Genomic DNA, 24,905 nt, shown 5'->3' on the forward strand with positions numbered 1-24,905 from the left:
TGTTTGCGGTGACAGCGCAGCACTCAACTGGGCTCCCTCCCCCCTTGCGGGGGAGGGCGGGGGAGAGGGGTGGCCCAGCAAGGACTCGCCGTAATGATCACCACCCCTCGGCCACATCAGAGCAACCGTCTCGGATAAATCGCCGACATAATCATACGACAGCCCGAACAACACCGGATCGGTGCGATCCATAATCAAATCGCGGATCAGCCCCGGCTTGGCGTGCTTGAACGACAGCGCGCCGGTCAGCGCCGCCAGCGCGTAACCGCGGTCGGGATCTTCGACTTCACGGAAATAGCCCGTGATCAGCCGCAGCTTGTTGTTGCGGCCGGGCTCATAGGCGAGGCGATCCAAAAGTTCGGCGAAGCGGTTCATGCCTCGGCCTCGTCGGCCGTGACCACCTCGTGCTCCTCCTCGTCGCCGTAGCCGACGAGGTCGAGCGGCCGCGCGGCAAGCCCGCGCGCCTTGCACCAATGCACCAGCGCGTCTTCCTGGCCATGCGTGACCCAGATCTCGCCGGCGCCGGTGGCCGCGATGGTTGCGGTCAGTCCGTCCCAGTCGGCGTGGTCTGATATCACCAGCGGCAGTTCGATGCCGCGCTGGCGGGCGCGCGCCCGCACCCGCATCCAGCCCGAGGCGAACGCCGTGACCGGATCGGGGAAACGCCGCGTCCAGATGTCTGAGGTGGCCGAGGGCGGCGCCAGCGTGATGGTGCCGGCGAGATCGGCCTTCTTCACGCCCTTGACCGGGCGCAGCTCGCCAAGCGCGACGCCACGGCTTTCATAGTAGTGCGTGATCGTCTCCATCGCGCCGTGGAGGTAAATCGGCGCGTCATAGCCTTGCTCGCGCAGCAGCGCGATCACACGCTGCGCCTTGCCGAGCGAATAGGCGCCGACCAGATGCGCGCGCTCCGGGAACAACGCCACTGACGCCAACAACTTCTTCACCTCATCCGCCGCATCGCCATGGCGGAACACCGGCAGGCCGAATGTCGCCTCGGTGATGAAGACGTCGCAGGGCACGACTTCGAACGGTGTGCAGGTCGGATCAGTGGCGTCCTTGTAGTCGCCGGAGGCGACGATGCAGGTGTCCTTGCAGCTCACCGCAACCTGCGCCGAGCCCAGCACGTGGCCCGCGGGATGGAATTTGATGGTGACGTCGCCGAGCCGAATTTCCTCGCCATAGCGAATGGCCTGCGTCGTTCGCGCAAAATTGTCGCCGTAGCGCAGCCGCATCATGTCGAGCGTTTCCTGCGTGGCTAGCACCGCGCCATGGCCGGGCCGGGCATGATCGGAATGGCCGTGGGTAATCACGGCGCGCTCGACCGGGCGCACTGGGTCGATATGGAAACCTCCCGGCTTGCAACAGAGGCCGGCGGGAAGGGGAATCAGGATGTCCTGCGGACGCATGCCTGACATATAGGAGGTCTCGCGCCGGATTTTACCCGTCATGCGCGGGCTTGACCCGCGCATCCATCTTCTGAAGAGTCTCCCTTTATTGATGGATTGCCGGGGCGCAGACAAGTTTACGTAGTCTGCGCAAGGCAGACTACCATGCCCGGCAATGACAAGTTTCGGAACCCATGCCTGCCCGCCTTTTTCTCTCCTCCGGCGATCTGATGGCCGACCGCCGGTTCGAATTTGCCCGCGATCTGCAATTGAAGGGCGATCTGCCCGCCGCCGCCGATCTCCTGCTGCAGGCGATCGAGCTGGCGCCCAATTTCACATCCGCCTGGTTCGCGCTCGCCGGCATCCGCGAAGAACTCGGCGAGCGGGATGCGGCGATTGCGGCGTTTCGAAAGGCTCAGGCCAGCGATCCCGGTGACAGTCACGGCGCCGGGTTGCGGCTGATGCGGCTTGGCGCAGAGCCCGTGTCGAACATGCCGCAGGCCTATGTGCAAACCCTGTTCGATCAATATGCGCCGCGGTTTGAATCCTCGCTGGTGGACGAACTCGGCTATCGCGGTCCGAAGTTGTTGTTCCGCGCGGTGCTGGCGGTGCGCGCTGCGGCGCGCAAGCCGGCGTTCTTCAAGCGCGCGATCGATCTCGGCTGCGGCACCGGGCTTGCCGCATCACCCTTCGCCAAGGGGGTCGATCATTTCATCGGCGTCGATCTGTCGCCGCGCATGATCGAGCGGGCACGCGCTAGGGGTCTCTACGCCGAGCTTGATGTCGCCGACATGTTGCAGGGTCTGCGTGCGAGGCCGGACGCCAGCGGCGATCTCATTCTGGCCGCGGATGCCATGGTGTACGTCGCCGAACTCGCGCCGGTGCTGAAGGAGGCTGCCCGTGTGCTGGTCTCCGGCGGGCTGCTCGCCTTCACCGCCGAAACCCATGACGGCGAAGGCGTCGTCGTCGGTCACGGGCTGCGCTACGCGCATGCTGCAGGCCACGTGCGCACCGTGGTCGAATCCGCCGGCCTCGAATTATCCCTGCTGGAGGACAACTCCGCCCGCAACGAGGACAACGCGCCGGTTCCCGGCCTGGTCATCGTCGCCACCAAAACTTGAGTCTAGACGCTACGCGCGCCGCGAATGCGGCATTGCGTGCGACATGTCAGCTATTGCCACTGACGCCGGAATGCCTGATCAAGACTCCCATAAGGGAGAACAATAATGAAGAACAAACAGACCAGGCGCGAATTCGGCGCCACGGCGCTAGCCACTGTCCTCGCGTCAGCGATGCCTGCACCCTTCGTCTGGGCCGCGGAGAAGAAATACGATCCAGGTGCCAGCGACACTGAAATCAAGGTCGGGCAGACCGTGCCGCATTCCGGCCCGGGCTCGCTTTACGGCGTGTTGGGCCGGGTCGGCGAGGCCTATTTCCAGATGCTGAACGAGAAGGGCGGCATCAACGGACGCAAGGTAAAATTCCTCTCCATGGACGACGCCTACAGCGCGCCGAAATGCGTCGAGGCGACGCGGCGGTTGGTCGAGCAGGAGGAAGTGCTGGCGCTGTACGGCTCGCTCGGCACCGCGCCGCAGACCGCCGTGCACAAATACCTCAACACGAAGGGCGTGCCGCAATTGCTGCTCAATACCGGCGCGTCGAAATGGAACGATCCCAAGAACTTCAAATGGACCATGGCGGGGCTGCCGCTCTATCCGACCGAAGCGCGCATTCTTGCCAGGCATGTCGTGGCGGTGAAACCGAACGCGAAGGTCGGCATCCTCTACCAGAACGACGATTTCGGCCGCGATTTTCTCGCGCCCTTCAAGAAGGTGCTGGCTGATGCCGGCGGCACCGCCAAGGTGATCATGGAGCAGACCTACGATCTGACCGAACCGACGGTGGATTCGCAACTCATCAATCTCTCCAAATCGGGCGCCGATGTTTTCTACAACATCTCGACCGGCAAGGCGTCCTCGCAGTCGATCCGTAAGGTCGCGGAGCTCGGCTGGAAGCCGCTGCACCTGCTGTCTGCGGGATCGACGGGGCGCTCGATTCTCAGCGCCGCCGGCCTTGAGAACTGCACGGGCATCGTCGCGATCCGCTACGCCAAGGAGGTCGGCGTGCCGCGCTTCGAGAAGGATCCGGATGTGATGGCGTTCGAGGAGCTGCGCAAGAAGTACCTGCCCAATGTCGACCCCGATAACACCATCGCCTTTGCCGGCTACGGCCAGGTGGTGGCGATGGCGGAGATCCTGCGCCGTTGCGGCGACGAGCTCACCCGCGCCAACGTTCTGAAGCAGGCCACGACGCTGGCGGGCTTCCATTCTCCCTACATGCTGGACGGCGTGACCTACAGCTATACGCCTGACGACTACACCCCGATGAAGACGCTCTATATCTCGATCTTCAACGGCAAGGATTGGGATATCTCCGACAAGCCGGTGACGGAATAGGCGGCCGTCGTTCCGGGGCGCGCGAAAGCGCGAACCTCAGATGCGCAAATTGCGCATCGGGGAACCTCGAGATTCCGGGTTCGATGCTGCGCATCGCCCCGGAATGACGCGCAAAACTACCTCGACGAACCTCGTCCGACGGCTTACCTCTTCTCCGTGCCGTCGTCCGATCCCTTGCCCCTCACGCCGCTTGAAACGGCTGCGCTGCTGCCCGACCGCTTCCGGCGCTGGTTCTCCTCGCGCGGCTGGTCGCCGCGCGAGCATCAACTGGCGCTGCTGGCCAAAGCCGGGGACGACCGATCGGCGCTGCTGATCGCGCCGACCGGGGCCGGCAAGACGCTGGCCGGATTTCTGCCGACACTGGTGGAGCTTTCCGCGGTTCCGAAGGGCGGCGGTGAGAAGAACCTCATCTCCACCGGTCGCACCGTCAAACGCAGCGGCGGCCTCCACACCCTCTACATCTCGCCGCTGAAAGCGCTCGCGGTCGACATCGCGCGCAATCTGGAGACGCCGATTGCCGAGATAGGCCTGCCGATCAAGGTCGAGACCCGCACCGGCGATACGCCGGTGTCGCGGCGGCAGCGACAGCGGCGCTATCCGCCGGATGTCCTGCTGACCACGCCCGAACAACTGGCGCTGTTGCTGTCTTCGGACGACGCGCCGTTTCTGTTCTCTTCGCTCAAGCGTATCGTGCTCGACGAGCTGCATGCGCTGGTCACCTCCAAGCGGGGCGATCTGCTGTCGCTCGGGCTGGCGCGGCTGTGGCGGCTGGCGCCCGAGATGCGCGCGATCGGGCTTTCGGCGACCGTGGCCGAACCAGAATCGCTGGCGCGGTTTCTGGTGCCGCAGCAGGGCGGCAGGGAAATCGCCGCCGACATCGTCGTCGCAGGCGGCGCGGCGGCGCCCGTCGTCGAGATGCTCGATACCAGGGAGCGCCTACCCTGGGCCGGCCATACCGCGCGGCATGCGCTCGGCGAGATGTACGATTTGATCAAGCGCAACAAGACCACGCTGATCTTCGTCAACACGCGCAGCCAGGCCGAAATGCTGTTTCAGGAGTTCTGGCGGATGAACGACGATGGCCTCGCCATCGCGCTGCACCACGGCTCGCTCGACGTTGCGCAGCGCCGCAAGGTCGAGGAGGCCATGGCCGCGGGCCGATTGCGCGGCGTGGTCTGCACCTCCTCGCTCGATCTCGGCATCGACTGGGGCGACATTGATCTCGTCATCAATGTCGGCGCGCCCAAAGGCGCGTCGCGGCTGATGCAGCGCATCGGCCGCGCCAACCACCGCCTCGATGAACCTTCGCGCGCTGTCCTGATTCCAGCCAACCGTTTCGAGGTGCTGGAGTGCCGCGTCGCGATCGACGCGATCGCCGAGAATGCGCAGGACACCCCGCCACTGCGCACCGGCGCGCTCGACGTGCTGGCGCAGCACGTGCTCGGCTGCGCCTGTGGCGAACCGTTCCTGTCAGATGAACTCTTTGCGGAAGTGCTGACCTCGGCGCCGTATGCGTCGCTGACCCGCGGCGATTTCGACGATGTTGTCGATTTTGTCGCCACCGGCGGCTATGCGCTGAAGACCTATGAGCGTTTCGCCCGCATCAAGCAGGACAAGCAGGGACGTTGGCGCGTCGCCAACCCAAAAGTGCGACAGAGCTATCGTCTCAATGTCGGCACCATCGTCGAAGAGGCGATGCTGAAGGTAAGGCTGGTGCGCGGGCGCGGCGGCGGCGCCGGCTCCACCGGCATGATCGGCCGCGGCGGCAGGATACTGGGCGAGATCGAGGAATATTTTATCGAAGGGCTGGTCGCCGGCGACACTTTTGTGTTCGGCGGCGAAATCGTGCGGTACGAGGCGCTGGTCGAGGACCAGGTTTATGTCTCCCGCGCCAACGACAAAGACGCCAAGGTGCCGTCCTATATGGGCGGCAAGTTTCCGCTGTCGACCTATCTGGCCGAACGCGTGCGGAAACTGCTGGACGACCGGCGGCAATGGAATGCGCTGCCGGAACAGGTGCGCGACTGGCTGTCGCTGCAGCGGGATTTTTCCCGCGTGCCCGGCGTGCGCGAGCTCCTGATCGAAACCTTTCCGCGCGGCGGCAAGCATTACATGGTGTGCTATCCGTTCGAGGGCCGTCTCGCGCACCAGACGCTCGGCATGCTGCTGACGCGCCGGCTGGAGCGCGCCCGCGCCCGGCCGCTCGGCTTCGTCGCCAATGAATATGCACTGGCGATCTGGGGCCTTGGCGACATTTCATTCATGGTTCGCCACGGCAAGCTCGATTTCGCTGCACTGTTCGCGCCCGACATGCTTGGCGACGATCTTGAGGCGTGGCTGGCGGAATCCGCGCTGATGAAGCGCACCTTCCGCAATTGCGCGCTGATCTCGGGCCTGATCCCGCGCCGCTTCACCGGCGAGGAGAAGAGCCGCCGCCAGGTACTATTCTCGACCGACCTCGTCTATGACGTCTTGCGCAAGCACCAGGCCGACCACGTGCTGCTCCGCGCGGCGCGTGCGGACGCCGCCGCCGGCCTGCTCGATCTCAAGCGTCTGGGTGATATGCTCTCGCGCATTCAGGGGCGAATCACCCATCGGGAACTCGAACATGTTTCGCCGCTCGCCGTTCCCGTGATGCTGGAAATCGGCCGCGAGTCAGTTTATGGCGAAGCGGGAGATGAGTTGCTGGCGGAGGCCGCCGACGAACTCATCAAAGAGGCGATGGGGTAGGACGTGACGGCGGGGGCGCAATCTTCGGGAGACGATCAAGAGATGCGCGCCTCGAAGGTCATGGTTGCCGACGTCACGTTCGTTGCCGACCTCTCCGGCGCGCTCTTCTGGCAGGAGCAGCGCCTGCTCGTCGTCTCCGACCTGCACCTGGAAAAGGGCTCCAGTTTTGCGACGCGCGGCGTGCTGCTGCCACCCTACGACACCGTGGCGACCTTGAGCCGGCTTGCTGCCGTGATCGCACGGCACGATCCGCGGATGGTGATTGCGCTCGGCGACAGTTTTCATGACCGAGCCGCGCATGAGCGGCTGTCGGAGCCGGACCGTGCCGCACTCTCGGCGGTGCAGGCGCGGCGCGACTGGATCTGGATTTCGGGCAATCACGATCCGGCGCTGCCGTCTGATCTCGGCGGCGTGGTGGCGAGCGAAGTCGCGATCGGCCCGATTGCATTCCGCCACGAGCCGACAGGGGCGGCGGGCGAAATCGCCGGCCATCTGCATCCCAAGGCGCGTGTCGCCACCCGCGGGCGATCGATGGAGCGGCGGTGCTTTGCGAGCGACGGCGAGCGCGCCGTGATGCCGGCGTTCGGCGCCTATACCGGCGGTTTGAGCATCCGCGACCCGGCCTTTGCGAAAATTTTCCAGACGCCGGGCTTTATGGCGCATGTGCTCGGTGACAACCGGCTGCACGCCATCGCCGCGTCGCGGTGTTATTGAGCATCAACGGGCGCCGCAATCTTCTCTTAACCTCGCCCCGCTTGCGGAGAGAGGTCGGATTGCGAAGCAATCCGGGTGTGGGGGTACCGGACCCACCACGTTCTCAACTCGTGGAGGCAGCCCCTCACCCCAACCCTCTCCCCGCAAAGAGCGGGGCGAGGGAGCGCACCTGCGCCCGGCTCACGCCGCCTTCGCTTCCACGCTGTCGCAGAACTCGGCAAGACGATCGGCGAGCCGCAACGTCGCCGGGCTGGCATCAGGGGAAGCCATCAGCGCCACTTCGGTCTTGTCGATCGGCGCAAAGCCATCCTTTGCCGTGAGCACGCGGTGCCCAGGCTGGATCGCGATGTCGGACAGAATGCTCAGGCCCAGGCCTGCGGCGACCGCCGCCTGGATGCCGGCGAGACCTGAACTCGTATAGGCCATGTGCCACGAGCGTCCGGCGCTTTCGAGCGCATGGATCGCGCGCGCCCGATAAAGACAGCCGGCAGGAAAGCCGATCAGCGGCACGGAGCCGGCGACGATATCGATCGGATGGGTCTTGCTGGTGACCCAGTGCACTTGCTCCGGCCACACCGCGATCCCGCCCTTCTCGCCGGCGTCACGCTTGAGCAGCGCGAGATCGAGATCGCCGCGTTCGATGTCGCGCCGCAGATTCGTGCTCTGGTCAGCGCGGACGTCGAGCCGCAATCCCGGGCGGGAGCGCGAAAACGTTGCCAGCAGCTTGGCAAGGCGGTAGGCAGCGAAATCCTCGGGGATGCCGAGTCTGATGGCGCCTTCGCTTTCCGGGCGCGCAACCACATCGCGCGCTTCTTCGGCCAGCGCCAGCAGGCGCCGCGCGTAGGACAACAGCCGCTCGCCAGCTTCGGTCGGCGTCACATCCTTGCCATTGCGGTTGAGCAGCGGCTGGCCGACATCGTCCTCCAGCCGCTTGATCTGCTGGCTGACGGTCGATTGCGTGCGGTGGACGCGCTCGCCGGCACGGGTGAATCCGCCGGCGTCGACCACGGAGACGAAGCTGCGCAGCAGTTCGAGATCGAACATGCGAATGCTCCATTTACAAATCCACTGAATGTCAGTTTATCATTTAATTTCCAAATATCAAGGCGCGGCCCTAGATCATGGGGGAAGGAGATTTCCATGTCGCTCGCCCCCTCGGTCGCGGTTTCCCGCGCCGGCTTCAATCCGCTCCCGCTCTATATCGGCCTGTTCTGCCTGCTCTGGAGCTTCGCCTTCGTCGCCGGCAAGATCGGCGTCACCGATTGTCCGCCGCTGATTCTGCTCGCCGCGCGTTTCTCGCTGGCGGGTGTCCTGATCCTCGGCGTCACGGCGCTGCGCGGCGAAGCCTGGTCCTCGCCCACCTGGCGCGACGCCGGCATCTTCGCGATCCTCGGCGTTGCCAACAATGCGCTCTATCTCGGCCTCGGCTATACCGGCCTGCAGACGGTATCGGCCGGCCTCGGCGGCCTGATCGTCAGCGCCAATCCGGTTTTCACCGCGGTGCTCGCGGCGGTCTTCCTCGGCGAGGCGCTGACCTGGCGCAAGGTGATCGGGCTCGTGCTCGGCATCACTGGCGTCGGCTTTATCGTCTGGCATCGCATGTCGGTCGGTACGGACGACTGGCACGGCATCCTGTTCACGCTGGCATCATTGGCATCGATTGTCGGCGGCACCATCCTGTTCAAGGTGCTGGCGCCGAAGGGCAGCCTATGGGTCGGCAACGGCGTGCAGAATATTGCCGCCGGCATCGTGCTGCTGCCGTTTGCGTTCACGTTGGCTGATGTGAGCGACATCGTTCCGAGCGCCCGGCTGCTCGGCGCGTTCGCCTTCCTCGTGCTGGGCGGCTCGATCCTGGCCTATCTGCTCTGGTTTCACCTGTTGAAGGTCTGCGGCGCGACGGCCGCGAGCGCCTATCACTTCCTGATGCCGCCGCTCGGCATGCTGTTCGCCTTTCTCGTACTCGGCGAACACGTCGAATTCCGCGATCTGCTCGGCATCGTTCCCGTAGCCTTCGGCATTTATCTGGTGACCCGCCCCGCCGCGGCTACCGATCAATCTTAATAGAAGGACCAAGTCATGACAGTTACCATCACCCTGATCGGCGGACCCACTGCGCTGATTGAAGTCGACGGCTTCCGTCTGCTCACCGATCCGACTTTCGACGAGCCCGGCGCCTACCAACTGCCGCATGTGAAGCTGGAAAAGCTGGTTGGCCCTGCGCTCAGCGCGCATGATATCGGCGAGGTCGATGCCGTGCTGCTGAGCCACGACCAGCATTCGGACAATCTCGACCATGCGGGGCGCGATTTTCTCAAATCAGCGAAGCGCGTGCTGACGACGGAAGTCGGCGCGAATCGGCTCGGCGGCCATGCCGAAGGCTTTGCGCCATGGCAGGTCACCGAACTGACCGGCCACAACGGGCATTCACTGACGATTACCGCGACGCCCGCGCGTCATGGCCCGGCCGGCATCGAGCCACTGGCGGGCGACGTCATCGGCTTTGTGGTCTCGTCAAGCAAGCCCGGCAGTCGTCCGATCTATATCAGCGGCGACACCGTCTGGTACGACGGCGTGGCAGAAGTAGCCAAGCGCTTCAGGGCAGGCGTCGTGTTGCCGTTTGCAGGCGCGGCGCAAACCCGCGGGCCCTTCCACATCACCATGGACACCAACGATACCATCGAGACCGCGCGCGCGTTTCCGGACGCGGTGATCGTCCCCGTGCATACCGAGGGATGGAAACACTTCCGCCAGAGCGCGGACGATCTGCGCGCCACCTTCGATACGCTGGGCTTTGGATCGCGCTTGCGGATCCTGGAGCCGGGTGTTGCGACGATCATCGAGCCGCTGCACGCCGCCTAACCGGCGCCTGTGGGTCCGGCGCAGCGGCGTCTCGAAGGATGGGCCACGGGCCTCATGGTTCGAGACGGCGCTTCGCGCCTCCTCACCATGAGGGTCGGAATCAATCCTTCCTGAACACGATCGACGCCATCCATCCCGTCATCAGTGCCATGAACGCGGTGATCAGCCCGTAGACGAAGCCGTGCTGCTGCGCGGTGGTGGCAACGAACTGCTCGAAGCCGACCTTGACGATTTCGAACGCGGTGTCCGTCTTGGCCACCAGCGCGCCGTCGGCGAACAGCTTGATCTCGACGTTATAAAGACCGATCGGCACTTCGGCCGGCAGCGGAATGCCGGTGCGAAACAGTGTCGGCGTCAGGAACGTCACCGCCGAGGTCTCCTCGCGATAGAGGCCGTGCTGTTTGCGCAGGCGCACGAAGGCGCTGCGGAACGCGTCGTCGGGCACGACGTCGGCATAGTCGGGGCCGACGCGCTGGGTCAGCAATACGTTGTTCAGCCCGAGCTGCTGCCGCCGCTGCACCTCGGGAGAGGCGATGGCGTCGAACGGGCGGTTGGAAAACAGCGCCAGATAGGTCGGCACACCCAGAAACTGCCGGGAGTCGGTGTTGATCCAGATCCCAAACCGACGCTCCTTGCGCCGCGTCACCATGTCGGCGCGTGGGCCGGCAACCGTCACCACCAGATCGTAAGTGCGATTGGCCGGCGTGTTGGCGTCCTTCTCCACCGAGCCGAACAGCACCAGTTCCTCGCCGGAGTAGTTCGGCGTCACGGTGACGCGGTGGTTCGACACCGACACGATCAGCCGTTCGGCCCGCGCGGGCGAGGCCGCGAGCGCCAAGCCCAGCGCAAGCCATCCGAGCATGAGGATGAGGCGCAAGGTCATCCCGTCACCCCCGTTTCGCGGATGGTGAAGAGATCCTCGGGCCGGATCACCAGTTCGACGGCAAAACGGACACCGACGGCGAGCACCAATAGCCCGAGCAGGAGCCGCAAATGCTCGCCGCGGATTTTCTGCCCGGCGCGCGCGCCGAACTGCGCGCCGGTGACGCCGCCGACCATCAGGATCAGCGCCAGCACGGCATCGACCAGATGGTTGGTGACCGCATGCAGCATGGTGGCGAACACCATCGTGACCAGCGTGAGCACCATCGAGGTGCCGATCACGGTCGAGGTCGGCACCCGCAGTACGTAGATCAGCAGCGGCACCAGGATGAAGCCGCCGCCGATGCCCATCACGGCGCCGATGAAGCCGATGATCAGGCCGATCACGACGACGGGAATGACCGACAGATAGATTTTCGAGCGCTTGAAGCGCATCTTCAGCGGCAATCCATGGATCCAGACATGGCTGCCCGGGCGGCGCGTGGTGACCGGACCGCCGCGGCGGGCCCTGAGCAGCGCGCGCAGGCCCTCCCAGAACATCAGAGCGCCGACGGTGGTCAGCAGGATCACGTAAGACGTCGCGATCATGAGATCGAGCTGACCGAGCGAGCGCAGCAGCGTGAAGGTCCATACCCCCAGCGCGGTGCCTAGAGTGCCGCCGGTCAATAGCACCAGCGCCAGGAGCGGATCGATGGCGCGCCGTCGCCAATAGGATATCGCGCCGGAAAACGAGGAGGCGGCGATGTGGCTGGCGACGGAGGCGACCGCGACCGCTGGCGCAATGCCGACGAAGATCAACAGCGGCGTCATCAGGAAACCGCCGCCGATCCCGAACATGCCGGAGACGAACCCAACCGCCGCGCCCATCGCCAGGATGAGGAAGACATTGACTGGAATGTCGGCGATCGGGAGGTAGAGCTGCACGCGCGTCTGCTTTTTGTAGCTTTGCCGCAACAGACGGCCGACGGCCGCTCACGGCATGGTTTCTCTTCTATTTGCCGGCAGTGGGGATCCGGTTCGCGCATGCACGTTTGCGTGCGCAGGGCCGGTTCCCGCGCCTTTGCATAACTGAATTCGAAGAGATGAGGGACTAAAAATGCCCGGAAAGGCAAATTTTTGCCGTACGTGCCCGCGCGTCCGTCAGGATCTTGAAACGCTGTTACAAATCCGTGGGGCAGGTCGGTTCGTGGGGCCCGGTGCTCGGCGTGCTCAGGGCTTTCCGAGCGGGTCGGTGACGAGGTTCATCGCCAGCGCCTGTTTGGGGCTGAGCCAGCGAATCTCCCGGGTCTCGGACATGGCTTCCACGATGGAGGACGACACCCCCATTTTGGTCATGTAGCCCAGCACCGCGCCGGAAACCCGTTGCGCCTCGGCGACGGGATCATCGACGGGCCGGGTTGTGACAAACCGATGAACACCCAGGGCCGAGCCCAATACGCCGAAGCGGGCCTTGCCGCCGGCATAGACGAGCACGCAGGCGCTGGCGCAGTAGCCAGGCTTGACGCGGCCCGAGGCGTCGGCGCTGCCGACGGCGGTCGCCAGCGAGCGTGACCGGATGATCTCGCCGATGATAGCGGCCTGGTTCAGATCGCCGCCGGGAGAGGCCAACAGGACAATGTCGCCCGCCGCCAGATCGGCCTGGTCCAGCCTGCCGCGAAACCAGTTAGCGGCGGCGGGGCCGATCGTCCCGCTGACGAACAGGGCACGCCGGCCCGGGCTCGAACCATCGAGATGGAGCGTGTCGATCACCTGGGATGTCAGGCTTGGGGAGACGTACTGGTCCTTCCAGTAGTCCCAGGCCTCCGGCTGCGACAGGTCCCGGTAGGCGCGAATGACGACGCCGGCAACCAGCAGGATGAAGATTGCGACCGTCCAGAAATGCCGTTTATGCCAGGGCAACTGGACTGGCGGTGTCGGGGCCTGACCGGGCGGTAAGCGCGGCGGCGCCACCGCAGGGCCTGTCGGCGACCTCCGGAAGCGATTTTCTCCATCCTGGCTGTCGTCGGTAGGCAATCGGTCCTCGTTGCAGGCGGACCCGCTCGGGGTCGGGCTGGCCCGAAGCATTATACGAATTTATGGCCGAGGATATGGCGGCGATGCCGCCGGCATCGCAACTCGTCTTAATGAACTTTAATGAACGGCGGCGGCGGTGCGCTTGGTCGCGGCCGACTTGGCGGCGGGCTTGGCCGTGGTTGCCGGTGCCGAATCCCAGCCCGCCGCCGGTGACGCCGCGTTGACGGCGTCGTCGGGTTGCGGCTCCGGCGTGAAGGTCTGGATAGCGAGCCTGGCGGCCGCCAGCGACTGGACGTCGAGGCGCTTGGCGATATCGTCGCGCTTGCGCCCCGCATCTGCGTCGCCCTGGGCCGCCGCGAGGCTGAACCATTTGAAGGATTCGGCGAGGTTCTGTTCGACGCCGATGCCGCGGGCATAGAGGATGCCGAGGTTGAACTGGCTGTCGGCGACGCCGCGATCGGCAGCCTTGCGGAACCATACCGACGCGCTCTTGTAATTGGCGCCCTTGCCGCCGCCGTCGGCGTCGAGCACGGCCAGATTGTGCATCGCCTTGGCGCTGCCGCGTTCGGCCGCCTGCTGATAGTAACGCCGCGCAATATCGACGTCGCGTTTCACGCTCAGGCCCTTCTCGTAGAAGGTGCCGAGCCGGAAGATCGCGGGCACCACACCGGCCTGCGCCGCGCGGTCATACCATTTGGCGGCTTCCTCGAGGTTCGAGGCAACGCCCTTGCCTTCCGCAAAGCGCGTGCCGATCTCGTAGGCCGCGGCCGGGTCGCCCTTCAGCGCGGCGGCGCGCAATACCGGTCCGCCGATGCCGTCGGGCAGCCGCTCGGTCGGCGGCACCGCGATCATGGCAAGCTTCCCGCCGGTGGCCGGCACCGTCGGGATCGCGCCGGTGATGTCGTTGGCTGCCGGGGGCGGCGCTGGCTGCGGCGGCACCGCGATACGCGCGCTATCCAGCGTGTTGGGTGCGGAAGAATTGTTCGACTGCTTCTCGACCGGGGTCGGCGAGATCATCAGGGGTCCCGGTGCCGCGGGCATCGCGGGTTTGGCGCTGCTCTCCGACGCGGCGGGGGCCTGCACTGGTGCCGCTGGCTCGCTGGGCCGTTCCATCATCGGCAGTTGCAGCACGCTGCCGGTATCGAGCAGCGTCATCGCCATCTTGAAGGTGCCGAGCACGATCACGACCACGCTCGCGCCGACCAGGAGCGAGCGGATCTTGGAGGAAATGTTCGAGGGGATCTTGTCGTCGGCCTTGGCCTTGCCGCCGGACTTGTCCGTGAGCGCGGCCTTCGCAGCCGAACGTCCGGCTTTCTCGGGCGGGGGCGCCGCGGCTGCGGCCTGCGCAGCGCGGCGCGCGGCGGCAATGAAGCTCGACGAACTGACCGGCTCCTTCGGAGCCGAAGCGATCTCGCTGATCGCGTTTTCGGAAGCCGCGATCCGTTCCGACGGCGAAGAGACGCGCGCTGGCGGGCGCGTGCCCGGCTCGAGCGGATGATCCGGCGGCAATTCCGGCGCAATCGCGGTACGCGGCGCTGCGGCATGCGGCTCGAGGATTTCGCTGATCGCCCGCGGCGGCAGTGGCGGGGCCACCGGCGCTGCCGGCTGGACCGCGTGGAATTCGCGCGGCGCGGCGGCGAAATGTTCTTGCGGGCTCGCTTGCAGCGCGGCGGGGTTCGGCAACTCCGGCTTCGATTGCTGCGGATAGGTCCGCAGCGGCGTGGTTATGCGGGGCGCTTCCTCGCGCATCTCGGCCGCTGCAGACGGAGAGGCGGGCGCGGCCGGCGCGGCGCGAACCCCGCGCAGATCGCCTTCGATCATCGACAGGCGATCGACGACATGGCCGAGCGTATTGTGAACGGTCTCGAGCGAGTCCTGCGTGCGGCGGTCGGTTTCCGACTGGCTGAAGCGGATGTCGGACAGCTCGCGCTTGACCAGATCGACGATGCCGGAGGCCATCGGCTGTGCCGCGTCGCCGGAATTGCGATTGGATTCGGCGAGGGCGACCAGGCTGGCGTGCTGGCGTTCGAGAGAACGCAGAATGTCGTGCAGGCCTTCCTCGACCCGTCCGAGGTCGACGGTGGGAGCGGCGGAACGGTCGTTGGAGGCTTCCAGGCGCTCCAGCAGATAGGACACGCGCTGTTCGAGATGGGCAAACGCCGACGCATTGTCGTTGCCGGCCGGGATACGGTCGAGCCGTTCCGACAGCGAGCGCAGCGCGTTGTCGAGATATTCCGAATGCTCGCTCGCAGCCGGCGGCTGCCGGCTTTCCAGCGTCGAGGTCAGCGCCGCCAGGCGCTGCTCGAGCATGCCGAAGGCGTCGCTGTTGCCGTCAAAGCGGGAAAGCTGGTCGACCTTGGCCGACAGCGTGTGCACGTCCTCGGCTAGCCGGGCCAGCGCGTCGTTGGAGGCGACGTTGGAGACGATACCGCGCAGCGCCGCAATCGCGCTTTCGAGCTGTTGCACCGTCGACGGATCGTCGTTCGAGCGCAGGATCAGATCGAGCTTGGCGCCGAGGTTGCGGATCGCCTCGTCATAGCCGGCGAGCTGCTCGGCCGGCGTCAGCGAGCGCAGCACTTCGCGGATTTCGCCGAGCGCGCGCTCGATGCCGGCAAGCGTCTGGCCGTCGCTGCCGTGCTGGCGGCTGTCGTCGATGCGGCGGGACAGCGAGCGGATTTCGTTCTCGAGCGATTCGATCTCCCGGCGCGGCACCGCCTCGGTGATAGCGTGGCGGATTTCGGCGAGCTCGCTGCGGAACGCCGCAATCGACTGCTCGACATGATCGGGACGCTGCAGCGCCTCGATCTGGCTGGTGATCTTGAGCAGGTGCCGTTCAAGCGATGAAAAATCCGGTCCGGCCGGCGCTGCCTGCATGGGCTGTGCGGAATTGGGCTGCGCCGAATTGGGCTTGGCGGCAGCGACCGTCGGCGCGCCATTGCGCAGCGGCATCTGCCGCGGCTGCGGACTGTCGAGTTCGTTCTGGCGCGCAGCGATTTCCGCGATTGCAAAATCCATCGTGGCCGGACTGAGCGGCGGCGCGGGGTGATAGACCTGGGCAGCGGCACGCTCGACCATCTCGGTCTGGCGCTGCTTTTCCTGCATCTGGGCCTGACGGGCCGGCACGGGGTTGGAAATCTGCGACAGTCGCGCGTCGAGACGCGAAATGGCTTCGTTGAGCTGGCGGGCCACCGTCGGCTCGCCGCGGGCTGCTTCGCCGCGCGGAGCGGGCCGCGAAATCAGCTCGATCTGCTTTGTGATCGAATCCAGCCGCTGGTGAATGTCCGCCACGTCGGGGATTTGCCGCGGCATCGCCGGCCGCTGCTCGGAAGGCGCGCCGAAGCTGGGCGGGGCTGGTTCGCCGACGGTAGAATTGATCCAGTCGCTCAACGACATGCCGGCGCGGCGCGCCGCCGCCTCGGCCCTTTCGCGGACGGATGGATCGATGCCGTCAACACTCCACGATACGCGCGAATTCATGCTTTCGTCCGGTTCCGCTTCGGCGCCCCACCTGCGCCATCAGCCTCCCCGCGCGTCCCACCGAAGAGACAATCGTATTTTCCCGCGCAGGTCGCCTGCCTCGGAACTGACTTTTGTTCGTCACGGTAAATAACGGGTTAAGGAATGCGACGGACGGCCCCAAAAGTTACCAGGGCGACCAAATCGGCCGGCTCTAGAAGGCTCTAGCCGCTTTTTTCGCGCTGGCCGTCCTCGATCGGCACGACGTTGCTCCGTTCGGCGCCGGAGGACAGGGCAGACAACGCCTCGATCGCCTCTTCGCACCACTCCGCCACGGCGCGCTCGTGGGCGAGGCCGATGCGAAGCCCGAGCAATTTGCCTACATCGGCCGGCGGCGCCGTGCCGTCCGGAAAGCGTTTGTTGAGCAGGCGCTCATACCGGGCAAACCGGTCACGGTGATGTTCCAGCCGCGCCATCAGGTCGGTGCGCAGCGGTTCGATGTCGACGCTGTCGAGCGCATAGAGCCGCACCAGCAGGTCGTCCTTGATCGAGGCCGGCACGCTCGGTCGCGCGGCCCAATGCCGGAGCGCGGCCCGTCCCTCCGGCGTCAGTGTATAGACCAGCTTGTTGGGCTTGCCGGACTGCACGACCTCGCGGCCCTGGATATGGCCGCGGTCGCGAAGCTTGGTGAGCTCCCGATAAATTTGCTGGTGGTCGGCCTTCCAGAAGAATCCAATGGAGTTGTCGAACGTCTTGGCGAGCTCATAGCCCGTCATCGGACGTTCGGTCAGGCAGGCAAGGATCGCGTCACCAAGCGCCACGACGCCGGCCCTCCGGATTCAACAATGATTGACATTATGCATAAAGTTGCATATGCGTCAACGCGCATAAGCTCCGGAGAGGTCTCTTCCCCGGCGTCAACCCCGTCATCGCCCGCACAGGAGACATGATGACCATGAGCGGCCTCGACAAGTGGTACGGCTACATGAAGTCCCATGACACGGCGGCGCTGTGGGACCTCTTGCACCCCGAGGCGGTATTCGAAAGCCCCGTCGTCCACACGCCGCAGCGCGGGCGCGACATCACCTTCAAATATCTGGCGAGCGCCGGGAAGGTGCTGGGCGGCCCCGGCTTCAAATATACCGGCGAATGGCGCAGCGCGAGCGGCGCGGTCCTCGAATTCGAAAACGAGATCGAGGGGATCAAGATCAACGGCGTCGACATCATCACCTTCAGCGATGACGGTAAGATCACGCACTTCAAGGTGATGGTACGTCCGCTGAAGGCGATCAATCTGCTGCACCGCTTGATGGGGGAGCAACTCGCCAAGCAGTGATGAAGGTGAGGGAGCAAAGACCGCGACGATGTCCGGTGCCGTTTATGTCGCGATGGCTGTCCGGATATTTCGCTCACCTGCTCACTCCCTAGGACTGCCGGAACCGGATAAGGTCGTGTTCCGGAACGCCACAACGAATTTCATTCAAACGCCTTCGCCATCTTTGCCGCTGCCGGGAGAACATCATGCCGATCTACAAAGCCCCCGTGGAAGACGTCACCTTCCTGCTCAACGACGTGTTCCAGATCGACCGCTACGACAATCTGCCCGGCTTCACCGATGCCTCCGCCGATGTGCGCGAAGCGATCTTGGGCGAGGCCGCAAAACTCTCGGAAGAGGTGCTGCAGCCGCTCAACCGTGTCGGCGATCTCGAAGGCTGCAAGCGGCATGACGACGGCAGCGTCACCACACCGAAGGGCTTCAAGGAAGCCTTCAAGCAGGTGGCCGAAGGCGGCTGGCTCGGTCTGTCGGCGCCGGCGGAGTATGGCGGGCAGGGGCTGCCGGTGACGCTGAGCCAGGTGGTCACCGAATTCCAGAGCGCGGCCAACATGGCGTTCTCGATGTATGGCGGCCTGACCATGGGCGCGACCGCGGCGCTGCTGGTGCACGGCAAGCCCGAGCAGAAGAAGATGTTCGTGCCGAAGATGGTGGCGGGCGAGTGGACCGGCACCATGAACCTCACCGAGCCGCAATGCGGCACCGATCTCGGCCTGTTGCGCACCAAGGCGGTCAAGCAGGCCGACGGCAGCTACAAGATATCAGGCACCAAGATCTTCATCTCCGCCGGCGAGCACGACATGGCCGAGAACATCATCCACCTGGTGCTGGCGCGCATCGAAGGCGCACCGGCCGGCATCAAGGGCGTGTCGCTGTTCGTGGTGCCGAAGGTGCTGGTCAATGCCGACGGCTCGCTGGGCGCGCGCAACGGCGTGTCCTGCGGCTCGATCGAGCACAAGATGGGCATCCACGGCAATTCCACCTGCGTGATGAATTACGACAACGCCACCGGCTGGCTGATCGGCGAAGAAAACAAGGGCATGCAGGGCATGTTCGTGATGATGAACGAGGCCCGCCTCGGCGTCGCCGTGCAGGGCCTCGCGCAGTCCGAGGTCGCCTATCAGAACGCCGTCAATTACGCGCGCGAGCGCCTGCAGGGACGTTCCCTGACCGGCGCAAAGGAGGCGGACAAGCCGGCCGATCCGATCATCGTGCATCCGGACGTGCGCCGCGTGCTGCTCACCATCCGTGCCTTCAACGAGGCGGCGCGCGCCATGGTGGTGTGGACGGCGCTGAAGAGCGACGTCGCCCACCGCTCCTCGGATCCGAAGGACCGCCAGGAGGCGGACGACCACATGGGCCTGATGACGCCGGTCATGAAGGGCGTGATGACCGACGTCGGATTTTCCAATGCGGTGCTGGCGCAGCAGATGTATGGCGGCCATGGCTATATCGCCGAACACGGCATGGAGCAGTTCGTGCGCGATGCGCGCATTGCCATGCTCTATGAGGGCGCCAACGGCATTCAGGCGCTTGATCTGGTCGGCCGCAAGCTGCCGCGCGACGGCGGCCGCGCCGTGATGGCGTTCTTTGCCGAGGTGGCAGCCTTTGCCAAGGAGCACGGCGGCGACGAGGCGATGAAGCCGTTCGTTGCGCCGCTCTCGACCGCGCTCGGCCACCTGCAGCAGGCCTCTGGCTGGCTGATGCAGAACGCGCTGACCAAGCCCGACAATGCCGGCGCTGCCGCTACCGACTACATGCAATTGTTCGGCCTCGTCACCTTCGGCTACATGTGGGCGCGGATGGCGAAGGTGGCGCAGGACAAGATTGCGGCTGATGGTGCCACGCCCTATCTGACGACCAAGCTGGTGACCGGCCGCTTCTTCATGGAGCGGATGTTGCCGGAAACCCACGTCCATCTCGCGCGAATCCAGTCCGGATGCGCGACCACCATGGAATTAGCGGCGGAAGCGTTCTGAGATTTTCCGCCGTTTCTCTGCCCTTTCGCCTATAATATTATGATCCTCATACCAGGAGGGCGTCATGCCTGAGGCATATATCTACGATCACGTTCGCACCCCGCGCGGCCGCGGCAAGGCCGATGGCACGCTCCATGAGGTCACCGCGCTGGCGCTCGCCACCGTGCCGCTGCAGGCGCTGAAGGAGCGCAACAACCTGGCTGAAGACGTGGTCGATGACGTCATCCTCGGCGTGGTCGATCCGGTCGGCGAGGCCGGAAGCGATATCGCGCGCTTCGCGGCGCTGAAGGCGGGCCTCGGTGAATCCGTCCCCGGCGTACAGATCAGCCGTTTCTGCGCCTCCGGCCTCGATGCCGTGAACTTCGCCGCTGCCCAGATCATGGCCGGCCAGCATGAACTCGTGATCGGCGGGGGCGCCGAATCGATGAGCCGCGTCGGCATCGGCGCTTCCGGCGGCGCCTGGCCGATGGACCCCTCGATGGCGGTGCCGGCCTATTTCATGCCGCAGGGCGTCTCGGCCGATTTGATCGCGACCAAATACGGCTTCTCGCGCGACGACGTCGATGCCTATGCGGTGCAGAGCCAGCAGCGCGCCGCAAAAGCCTGGGACGAGGGCCGCTTCAACAAGTCGGTGGTGCCGGTCAAGGACATCAACGGCCTCACCATCCTCGCCAAGGATGAGCACATGCGTCCCACGACGACTATGCAGTCGCTGGCGCAGTTGCAGCCGGCGTTCACTGTGGTCGGGCAAATGGGCGGCTTCGATGCGGTCGCGATCCAGTCGCATCCGGAAATCGAGCGCGTCAATTACGTCCACCATGCCGGCAACTCTTCCGGCATCGTCGATGGCGCGAGCGCTGTGCTGCTCGGCAGCAAGGAGGCGGGCGCCAAGCACGGCCTGAAACCGCGTGCAAAGATCCGCGCCTTCGCCAATATCGGCTCGGAGCCGGCGATGATGCTGACCGGCCCGGTCGACGTCACCGAAAAGCTGTTTGAGCGCTCCGGCATGAAGAAGTCGGACATCGACCTGTTCGAGCTCAACGAGGCCTTTGCTTCCGTCGTGCTGCGCTACATGCAGGCGTTTGAGATCGACAATTCGAAGATCAACGTCAATGGCGGCGCGATCGCGCTCGGCCATCCGCTCGGCGCGACCGGGGCCATGATCCTCGGCACCGTGCTCGACGAACTCGAGCGCACCAACAAGTCGACCGCGCTGGTGACGCTCTGCATCGGCGGCGGCATGGGGACAGCGACGATCATCGAAAGAGTTTGAGAACGTAGGGTGGGCAAAGCGAAGCGTGCCCACCACACAGTTCTTCGCAAGTAATGGTGGGCACGGCGCAAGTGCGCCTTTGCCCACCCTACGGGATCACATCCATTCGCCGCGCCAAATCGGCTGCGGCACCGAGGGAGCAACCAACATGGCCTTCAAGAATTTCAAGGTAGAGACCGACGCCGACGGCATTGCGCTCGTCACCTGGGATATCCCCGGACGTTCGATGAACGTGCTGGACGAGACCTCGACCACTGAGCTCGAAGAGATATTGAAGCAGACCACGGCGGATGCCGCGGTTAAGGGCATCGTCATCACCTCCGCTAAGGAAGCGTTCTGCGCCGGCGCCGACCTTTCGATGCTCGAAGGCATGAATATCGCTTACGCCAAGATGCTGAAGGAGAAGGGCGAGGAAGCTGCCAACCAGATGCTGTTCGACCAGAGCCGCCGCTTCTCGCTGGTGCTGCGCGGCATCGAAACCTGCGGCAAGCCGTGGGCCGCGGCGATCAACGGGCTGGCGCTCGGCGGCGGTTTCGAGGTGACGCTGTCCTGCCACTACCGCGTTGCGGCCGAGAATCCCAAAACTCGCCTCGGCCTGCCCGAGGTCAAGGTCGGCCTGTTCCCCGGCGCCGGCGGCACCCAGCGCGTGCCGCGCCTGGTGCCGCCGCAGGATGCGATGACGATCCTGCTCAAGGGCGATCCGGTCACCGTCGACAAGGCCAAATCGCTGAATTTGATCCACGCCATCGTGCCGGCTTCCGAGCTGATCAAGGCGGCAAAGGACTGGATCAAGGGCGGCGGCAAGGCGGTCGCGCCCTGGGACGAAAAGGGCTTCAAGCTGCCGGGCGGTCCGGTGTTCTCCAAGGCCGGCATGATGATGTTCCCGGCCGGCAACGCCATTTATCGGCGCGAGACCTACGACAATTATCCGGCGGCGCGCGCCATCATGAGCTGCGTCTATGAGGGCCTGCAGTTGCCGATCGACGCCGCGCTGCGCGTCGAATCGCGCTACTTCACGAAAGTGCTCCGCTCCAAGGAAGCAGCGGCGATGATCCGCAGCCTGTTCCTGTCGATGCAGGAGCTGAACAAGGGCGCGCGGCGTCCGCAAAACGTGCCGCCGACCAAGGTGAAGAAGATCGCCGTAATCGGCGCCGGCTTCATGGGCGCCAGCGTCGGCTTCGTCTCCGCGCGCGCCGGCCTCGACGTCGTGCTGATCGACCGCGACCAGGAAAGCGCCGACAAGGGCAAGGCGCATGCCCAGAAGGTGATCGACGAGCAGATCGCCAAGGGCCGCGCCAAGGCGGGTGATCGCGACGCGCTGCTGGCGCGCATCACGCCGACGGCGGACTACGCCGCGCTCGGGGATTGCGACCTCGTAATCGAGGCCGTGTTCGAGGACCGCAAGGTCAAGGCAGAGACCTTTGCCAAGGCGCAACAGTACCTCAAGGCGGACGCGATCTTCGCCTCCAACACCTCGACGCTGCCGATCACCTCACTTGCCGAAAGCTTCAAGGATCAGGGCAAGTTCGTCGGTATCCATTTCTTCTCGCCGGTCGAGAAAATGATGCTGGTCGAAATCATCCTAGGCAAGAACACCGGCGACGTCGCGCTGGCCGCCGCGCTCGATTATGTGCGGGTGATCGGCAAGACGCCGATCGTCGTGAACGACTCCCGCGGCTTCTACGCCAACCGCTGCGTCGGCCGTTACATCGCCGAAGGTAACGAGATGTTCCTGGAAGGCGTGCCGCCGGCGATGATCGAGAATTGCGCCAAGATGGCGGGCATGCCGGTCGGCCCGCTGTCGCTGTCGGATGAAGTGGCCCTCGACCTCGGCCTGAAGGTCATCAAGGCAACGGAAACCGATCTCGGCCCCAACGCCATCAACCCCGACCAGAAGAAGCTGATGGTGGAACTGGTCGAGAAGCAGGGCCGTCTCGGCCGCAAGAACAGCAAGGGCTTTTACGATTACCCCGAGAAGGGCAAGGGCCAGAAGAGCCTGTGGCCGGGCCTGTCGGCGCTGCAACCGAAGCAGCTTGATCCTGACACCCTCGACGTCGAGGAATTGAAGCAGCGCTTTTTGGTGGTGCAGGCAGTGGAAGCCGCGCGCACGGTGGAGGATCACGTCATCACCGATCCGCGCGAGGCCGATGTCGGCTCGATCCTGGGCTTCGGCTTTGCGCCGTTCACCGGCGGCACGCTGTCCTATATCGACTTCATGGGCACACGGAAGTTCGTCGAGCTCTGCCACAGGCTGGAAGCCAAATACGGCTCGCGCTTCACCCCGCCGAAACTGCTGGAAGACATGGCGGCGAGCAATGAGACCTTCTACGGCCGCTTCCCGCCCAAGAAGGCGGCGGCGTAAGCGGCAGTGTAAATTCTATCGTCGTCCCTGCGAACGCAGGGACCCATACCGCGTGCTCTGGCGATTGAGAGCTGATGGCAATTACCTTCTGAACCAATCACCGTCTGTGGTTATGGGTCCCTGCGTTCGCAGGGACGACGATGTGGAGACATTCCCCGCAACTAGAAAGGGCCGGATCATTCGATCCGGCCCATTCCTTGTCGCTATCCGTGAGCGTCTCACGCCGCCTTCAGCAGCCCTTCCTTGGTCAGCGCTTCCTGCACCTTCGGGCGGGCGGCGATGCGGGCCTTGTAGGCCAGGAGGTTCGGCATGGCCGAAAGATCGAACTTCATCCGGTCCGCCCAGGACAGCATCGTGAACATATAGCCGTCGGCGACGGTGAACTGGCTGCCCATCAGGTAGTCGCGCCCCGCAAGCTGGCTGTCGACATATTTGAACTTGGCCATCACCCGGTCCTTGAAGAACGCCTTGGCGTCGTCGGCCAGCACCGGCGAGAACATCGGACCGAAACTCTTGTGCAGTTCCGTGGTAATGAAGTTGAGCCACTCCAGGAGCTTGTAGCGGTCGGCGCTGTCGCGGGCGGGCGCCAGGTTCTTGGCCGCCACCTTGTCGGCGATCATCTGGACGATAACCGGCCCCTCGGTGACCACCTCGCCCGAATCGAGCGCCAGCACCGGCACCTGGCCCTTGGGGTTGACCTTCAAAAAGTCGTCACCGTTTTCCAGCTTCTTGGCGCGCAGGTCGACCTTGACCAGGTCAAAGGGCAGACCGGCCTCGAGAAGCGCGATATGGGGGGACAGCGAGCAGGCGCCTGGGGAATAATACAGTTTCATCGGCTTTTCCTTCCCTCGATTATTATTGGCGGACCGACTAAATGCATTTGCATGGAATAGTCAAGATTGATGCACCTGCATTTAGTGCGGTACACTGATCTGTGACAGATACGGACTGGATGATGAAACGCAAACCATCGACCGAGGCGACCGCCGCCTGGATCCGCCTGATGCGGGTGCAGAGCCGGGTGCTCGATGCCGTCGAGCAGGATTTGAAGAAAGCCGGCTTTCCGCCGCTGGCCTGGTACGACGCGCTCCTGGAACTGTCGCGCGCGCCGTCCGGCGAGATGCGCCCGGTGGAGCTGGAAAAGCAGATGCTGATCCCGCAATATTCCACCTCGCGACTGATCGACCGCCTGGTGGACGAGGGTCTGGCGGCGCGGCGCGAATGCAAGATCGACAAGCGCGGCCAGTTCGTGGAGATCACCGAGGCCGGGCGTGAACTGCAGAAGAAGATGTGGAGCGCCTATTCGGCAGCGATCGAAAAGCACGTCGGCTCGAAACTGTCCGATGCCGACGCTATAAAGCTTTGCGGTCTGCTCGACCGGCTGGGCTGCTCCTGCTCCGACGTCAAGGCGGCCGCTGCCCGCGACGGCGTGCCGGCGCGATGACAGCCCTGACATGTTT

Annotated in this window: 19 protein-coding genes and 1 pseudogene; 11 read left to right on the plus strand and 9 right to left on the minus strand. The window is 64.8% G+C overall.

Going from position 1 to position 24,905, the window contains the following annotated elements:
- Positions 1–375 (minus strand): annotated as a pseudogene (locus GWE18_RS23150) (ATP-dependent DNA ligase); the annotation flags it as partial.
- Positions 372–1,409, minus strand: a complete 1,038-nt coding sequence (locus GWE18_RS23155) for a ligase-associated DNA damage response exonuclease (RefSeq protein WP_275188149.1) — start codon at positions 1,407–1,409, stop codon at positions 372–374. The gene GWE18_RS23155 and the pseudogene GWE18_RS23150, both read right to left, overlap by 4 nt.
- A gap of 173 nt (positions 1,410–1,582) precedes the next feature.
- Here GWE18_RS23155 and GWE18_RS23160 point away from each other — a divergent pair, with 173 nt between their 5' ends.
- From GWE18_RS23160 to pdeM, 4 genes are all read left to right on the plus strand, one after another.
- The gene (locus GWE18_RS23160; RefSeq protein WP_275188018.1) at positions 1,583–2,509 is read left to right on the plus strand and encodes a methyltransferase domain-containing protein; all 927 of its coding nucleotides are present in this window, start codon (positions 1,583–1,585) and stop codon (positions 2,507–2,509) included.
- Between the two features lie 105 nt (positions 2,510–2,614).
- Positions 2,615–3,844: an ABC transporter substrate-binding protein gene (locus GWE18_RS23165; protein ID WP_275188019.1), complete on the plus strand. Its 1,230-nt coding sequence runs from the start codon at positions 2,615–2,617 to the stop codon at positions 3,842–3,844.
- A gap of 156 nt (positions 3,845–4,000) precedes the next feature.
- Positions 4,001–6,574, plus strand: a complete 2,574-nt coding sequence (locus GWE18_RS23170) for a ligase-associated DNA damage response DEXH box helicase (protein WP_275188020.1) — start codon at positions 4,001–4,003, stop codon at positions 6,572–6,574.
- Between the two features lie 42 nt (positions 6,575–6,616).
- The gene (gene pdeM / locus GWE18_RS23175; protein ID WP_275188021.1) at positions 6,617–7,288 is read left to right on the plus strand and encodes a ligase-associated DNA damage response endonuclease PdeM; all 672 of its coding nucleotides are present in this window, start codon (positions 6,617–6,619) and stop codon (positions 7,286–7,288) included.
- Positions 7,289–7,468: 180 nt separating this feature from the next.
- Here pdeM and GWE18_RS23180 read toward each other — a convergent pair whose 3' ends face one another.
- The gene (locus GWE18_RS23180) at positions 7,469–8,332 is read right to left on the minus strand and encodes a LysR family transcriptional regulator (protein ID WP_275188022.1); all 864 of its coding nucleotides are present in this window, start codon (positions 8,330–8,332) and stop codon (positions 7,469–7,471) included.
- A 96-nt stretch (positions 8,333–8,428) separates the two neighbouring features.
- On the opposite strand from GWE18_RS23180, the gene GWE18_RS23185 reads away from it, so the two are divergent.
- On the plus strand, positions 8,429–9,349 hold the full coding sequence (locus GWE18_RS23185) for a DMT family transporter (RefSeq protein ID WP_275188023.1): 921 nt from the start codon (positions 8,429–8,431) through the stop codon (positions 9,347–9,349).
- Between the two features lie 15 nt (positions 9,350–9,364).
- Entirely contained in the window at positions 9,365–10,147 is a 783-nt protein-coding gene (locus GWE18_RS23190; RefSeq protein WP_275188024.1) for an MBL fold metallo-hydrolase, read from the plus strand.
- A gap of 100 nt (positions 10,148–10,247) precedes the next feature.
- On the opposite strand, the gene GWE18_RS23195 is transcribed toward GWE18_RS23190, so the two are convergent.
- The 5 genes from GWE18_RS23195 to GWE18_RS23215 all read right to left on the minus strand — a co-directional run bounded on the left by GWE18_RS23195 (position 10,248) and on the right by GWE18_RS23215 (position 17,319).
- A complete protein-coding gene (locus tag GWE18_RS23195) occupies positions 10,248–11,009 on the minus strand; it encodes a TIGR02186 family protein (RefSeq protein WP_275188150.1) in 762 nt (253 codons plus the stop codon).
- Between the two features lie 17 nt (positions 11,010–11,026).
- Positions 11,027–11,953, minus strand: a complete 927-nt coding sequence (locus tag GWE18_RS23200; RefSeq protein ID WP_275188025.1) for a sulfite exporter TauE/SafE family protein — start codon at positions 11,951–11,953, stop codon at positions 11,027–11,029.
- A gap of 285 nt (positions 11,954–12,238) precedes the next feature.
- A complete protein-coding gene (locus GWE18_RS23205; RefSeq protein WP_275188026.1) occupies positions 12,239–13,042 on the minus strand; it encodes a hypothetical protein in 804 nt (267 codons plus the stop codon).
- 117 nt (positions 13,043–13,159) lie between these two features.
- Positions 13,160–16,519, minus strand: coding sequence for a hypothetical protein (locus tag GWE18_RS23210; RefSeq protein WP_275188027.1), 3,360 nt, complete (start codon positions 16,517–16,519; stop codon positions 13,160–13,162).
- Positions 16,520–16,722: 203 nt separating this feature from the next.
- Positions 16,723–17,319 (minus strand): PadR family transcriptional regulator, encoded by a 597-nt coding sequence (locus GWE18_RS23215; RefSeq protein WP_275188028.1) that lies wholly within the window; start codon positions 17,317–17,319, stop codon positions 16,723–16,725.
- A gap of 128 nt (positions 17,320–17,447) precedes the next feature.
- Here GWE18_RS23215 and GWE18_RS23220 point away from each other — a divergent pair, with 128 nt between their 5' ends.
- The 4 genes from GWE18_RS23220 to GWE18_RS23235 all read left to right on the plus strand — a co-directional run bounded on the left by GWE18_RS23220 (position 17,448) and on the right by GWE18_RS23235 (position 23,445).
- Positions 17,448–17,834 carry a nuclear transport factor 2 family protein gene (locus GWE18_RS23220; protein ID WP_275188029.1) on the plus strand — a complete coding sequence of 129 codons (387 nt, stop codon included), beginning with the start codon at positions 17,448–17,450 and terminating at the stop codon, positions 17,832–17,834.
- 185 nt (positions 17,835–18,019) lie between these two features.
- Entirely contained in the window at positions 18,020–19,810 is a 1,791-nt protein-coding gene (locus tag GWE18_RS23225) for an acyl-CoA dehydrogenase C-terminal domain-containing protein (RefSeq protein ID WP_275188030.1), read from the plus strand.
- 64 nt (positions 19,811–19,874) lie between these two features.
- Positions 19,875–21,083 (plus strand): acetyl-CoA C-acetyltransferase, encoded by a 1,209-nt coding sequence (locus tag GWE18_RS23230; RefSeq protein ID WP_275188031.1) that lies wholly within the window; start codon positions 19,875–19,877, stop codon positions 21,081–21,083.
- A gap of 148 nt (positions 21,084–21,231) precedes the next feature.
- Positions 21,232–23,445, plus strand: a complete 2,214-nt coding sequence (locus tag GWE18_RS23235) for a 3-hydroxyacyl-CoA dehydrogenase NAD-binding domain-containing protein (protein WP_275188032.1) — start codon at positions 21,232–21,234, stop codon at positions 23,443–23,445.
- A gap of 218 nt (positions 23,446–23,663) precedes the next feature.
- Here GWE18_RS23235 and gstA read toward each other — a convergent pair whose 3' ends face one another.
- On the minus strand, positions 23,664–24,278 hold the full coding sequence (gene gstA, locus GWE18_RS23240; protein WP_275188033.1) for a glutathione transferase GstA: 615 nt from the start codon (positions 24,276–24,278) through the stop codon (positions 23,664–23,666).
- A gap of 122 nt (positions 24,279–24,400) precedes the next feature.
- Between gstA and GWE18_RS23245 the strand changes: the two genes are divergently transcribed.
- The gene (locus GWE18_RS23245; RefSeq protein WP_275188034.1) at positions 24,401–24,889 is read left to right on the plus strand and encodes a MarR family winged helix-turn-helix transcriptional regulator; all 489 of its coding nucleotides are present in this window, start codon (positions 24,401–24,403) and stop codon (positions 24,887–24,889) included.
- The last annotated feature ends 16 nt before the right edge of the window (positions 24,890–24,905 follow it).

The organism is Bradyrhizobium sp. CSA112, from assembly GCF_029051645.1.
In the GTDB taxonomy this organism is placed as follows: Bacteria; Pseudomonadota; Alphaproteobacteria; order Rhizobiales; family Xanthobacteraceae; genus Bradyrhizobium.

Bases quoted from the DNA above. Each gene is read 5' to 3' on its own strand.
- GWE18_RS23155 (WP_275188149.1), bottom strand. From the start codon at position 1,409: ATGCGTCCGCAGGACATCCTGATTCCCCTTCCCGCCGGCCTCTGTTGC.
- GWE18_RS23160 (WP_275188018.1), top strand. From the start codon at position 1,583: ATGCCTGCCCGCCTTTTTCTCTCCTCCGGCGATCTGATGGCCGACCGC.
- GWE18_RS23165 (WP_275188019.1), top strand. From the start codon at position 2,615: ATGAAGAACAAACAGACCAGGCGCGAATTCGGCGCCACGGCGCTAGCC.
- pdeM (WP_275188021.1), top strand. From the start codon at position 6,617: ATGCGCGCCTCGAAGGTCATGGTTGCCGACGTCACGTTCGTTGCCGAC.
- GWE18_RS23180 (WP_275188022.1), bottom strand. From the start codon at position 8,332: ATGTTCGATCTCGAACTGCTGCGCAGCTTCGTCTCCGTGGTCGACGCC.
- GWE18_RS23185 (WP_275188023.1), top strand. From the start codon at position 8,429: ATGTCGCTCGCCCCCTCGGTCGCGGTTTCCCGCGCCGGCTTCAATCCG.
- GWE18_RS23190 (WP_275188024.1), top strand. From the start codon at position 9,365: ATGACAGTTACCATCACCCTGATCGGCGGACCCACTGCGCTGATTGAA.
- GWE18_RS23195 (WP_275188150.1), bottom strand. From the start codon at position 11,009: ATGCTCGGATGGCTTGCGCTGGGCTTGGCGCTCGCGGCCTCGCCCGCG.
- GWE18_RS23210 (WP_275188027.1), bottom strand. From the start codon at position 16,519: ATGAATTCGCGCGTATCGTGGAGTGTTGACGGCATCGATCCATCCGTC.
- GWE18_RS23220 (WP_275188029.1), top strand. From the start codon at position 17,448: ATGACCATGAGCGGCCTCGACAAGTGGTACGGCTACATGAAGTCCCAT.
- GWE18_RS23225 (WP_275188030.1), top strand. From the start codon at position 18,020: ATGCCGATCTACAAAGCCCCCGTGGAAGACGTCACCTTCCTGCTCAAC.
- GWE18_RS23230 (WP_275188031.1), top strand. From the start codon at position 19,875: ATGCCTGAGGCATATATCTACGATCACGTTCGCACCCCGCGCGGCCGC.
- GWE18_RS23235 (WP_275188032.1), top strand. From the start codon at position 21,232: ATGGCCTTCAAGAATTTCAAGGTAGAGACCGACGCCGACGGCATTGCG.
- gstA (WP_275188033.1), bottom strand. From the start codon at position 24,278: ATGAAACTGTATTATTCCCCAGGCGCCTGCTCGCTGTCCCCCCATATC.
- GWE18_RS23245 (WP_275188034.1), top strand. From the start codon at position 24,401: ATGAAACGCAAACCATCGACCGAGGCGACCGCCGCCTGGATCCGCCTG.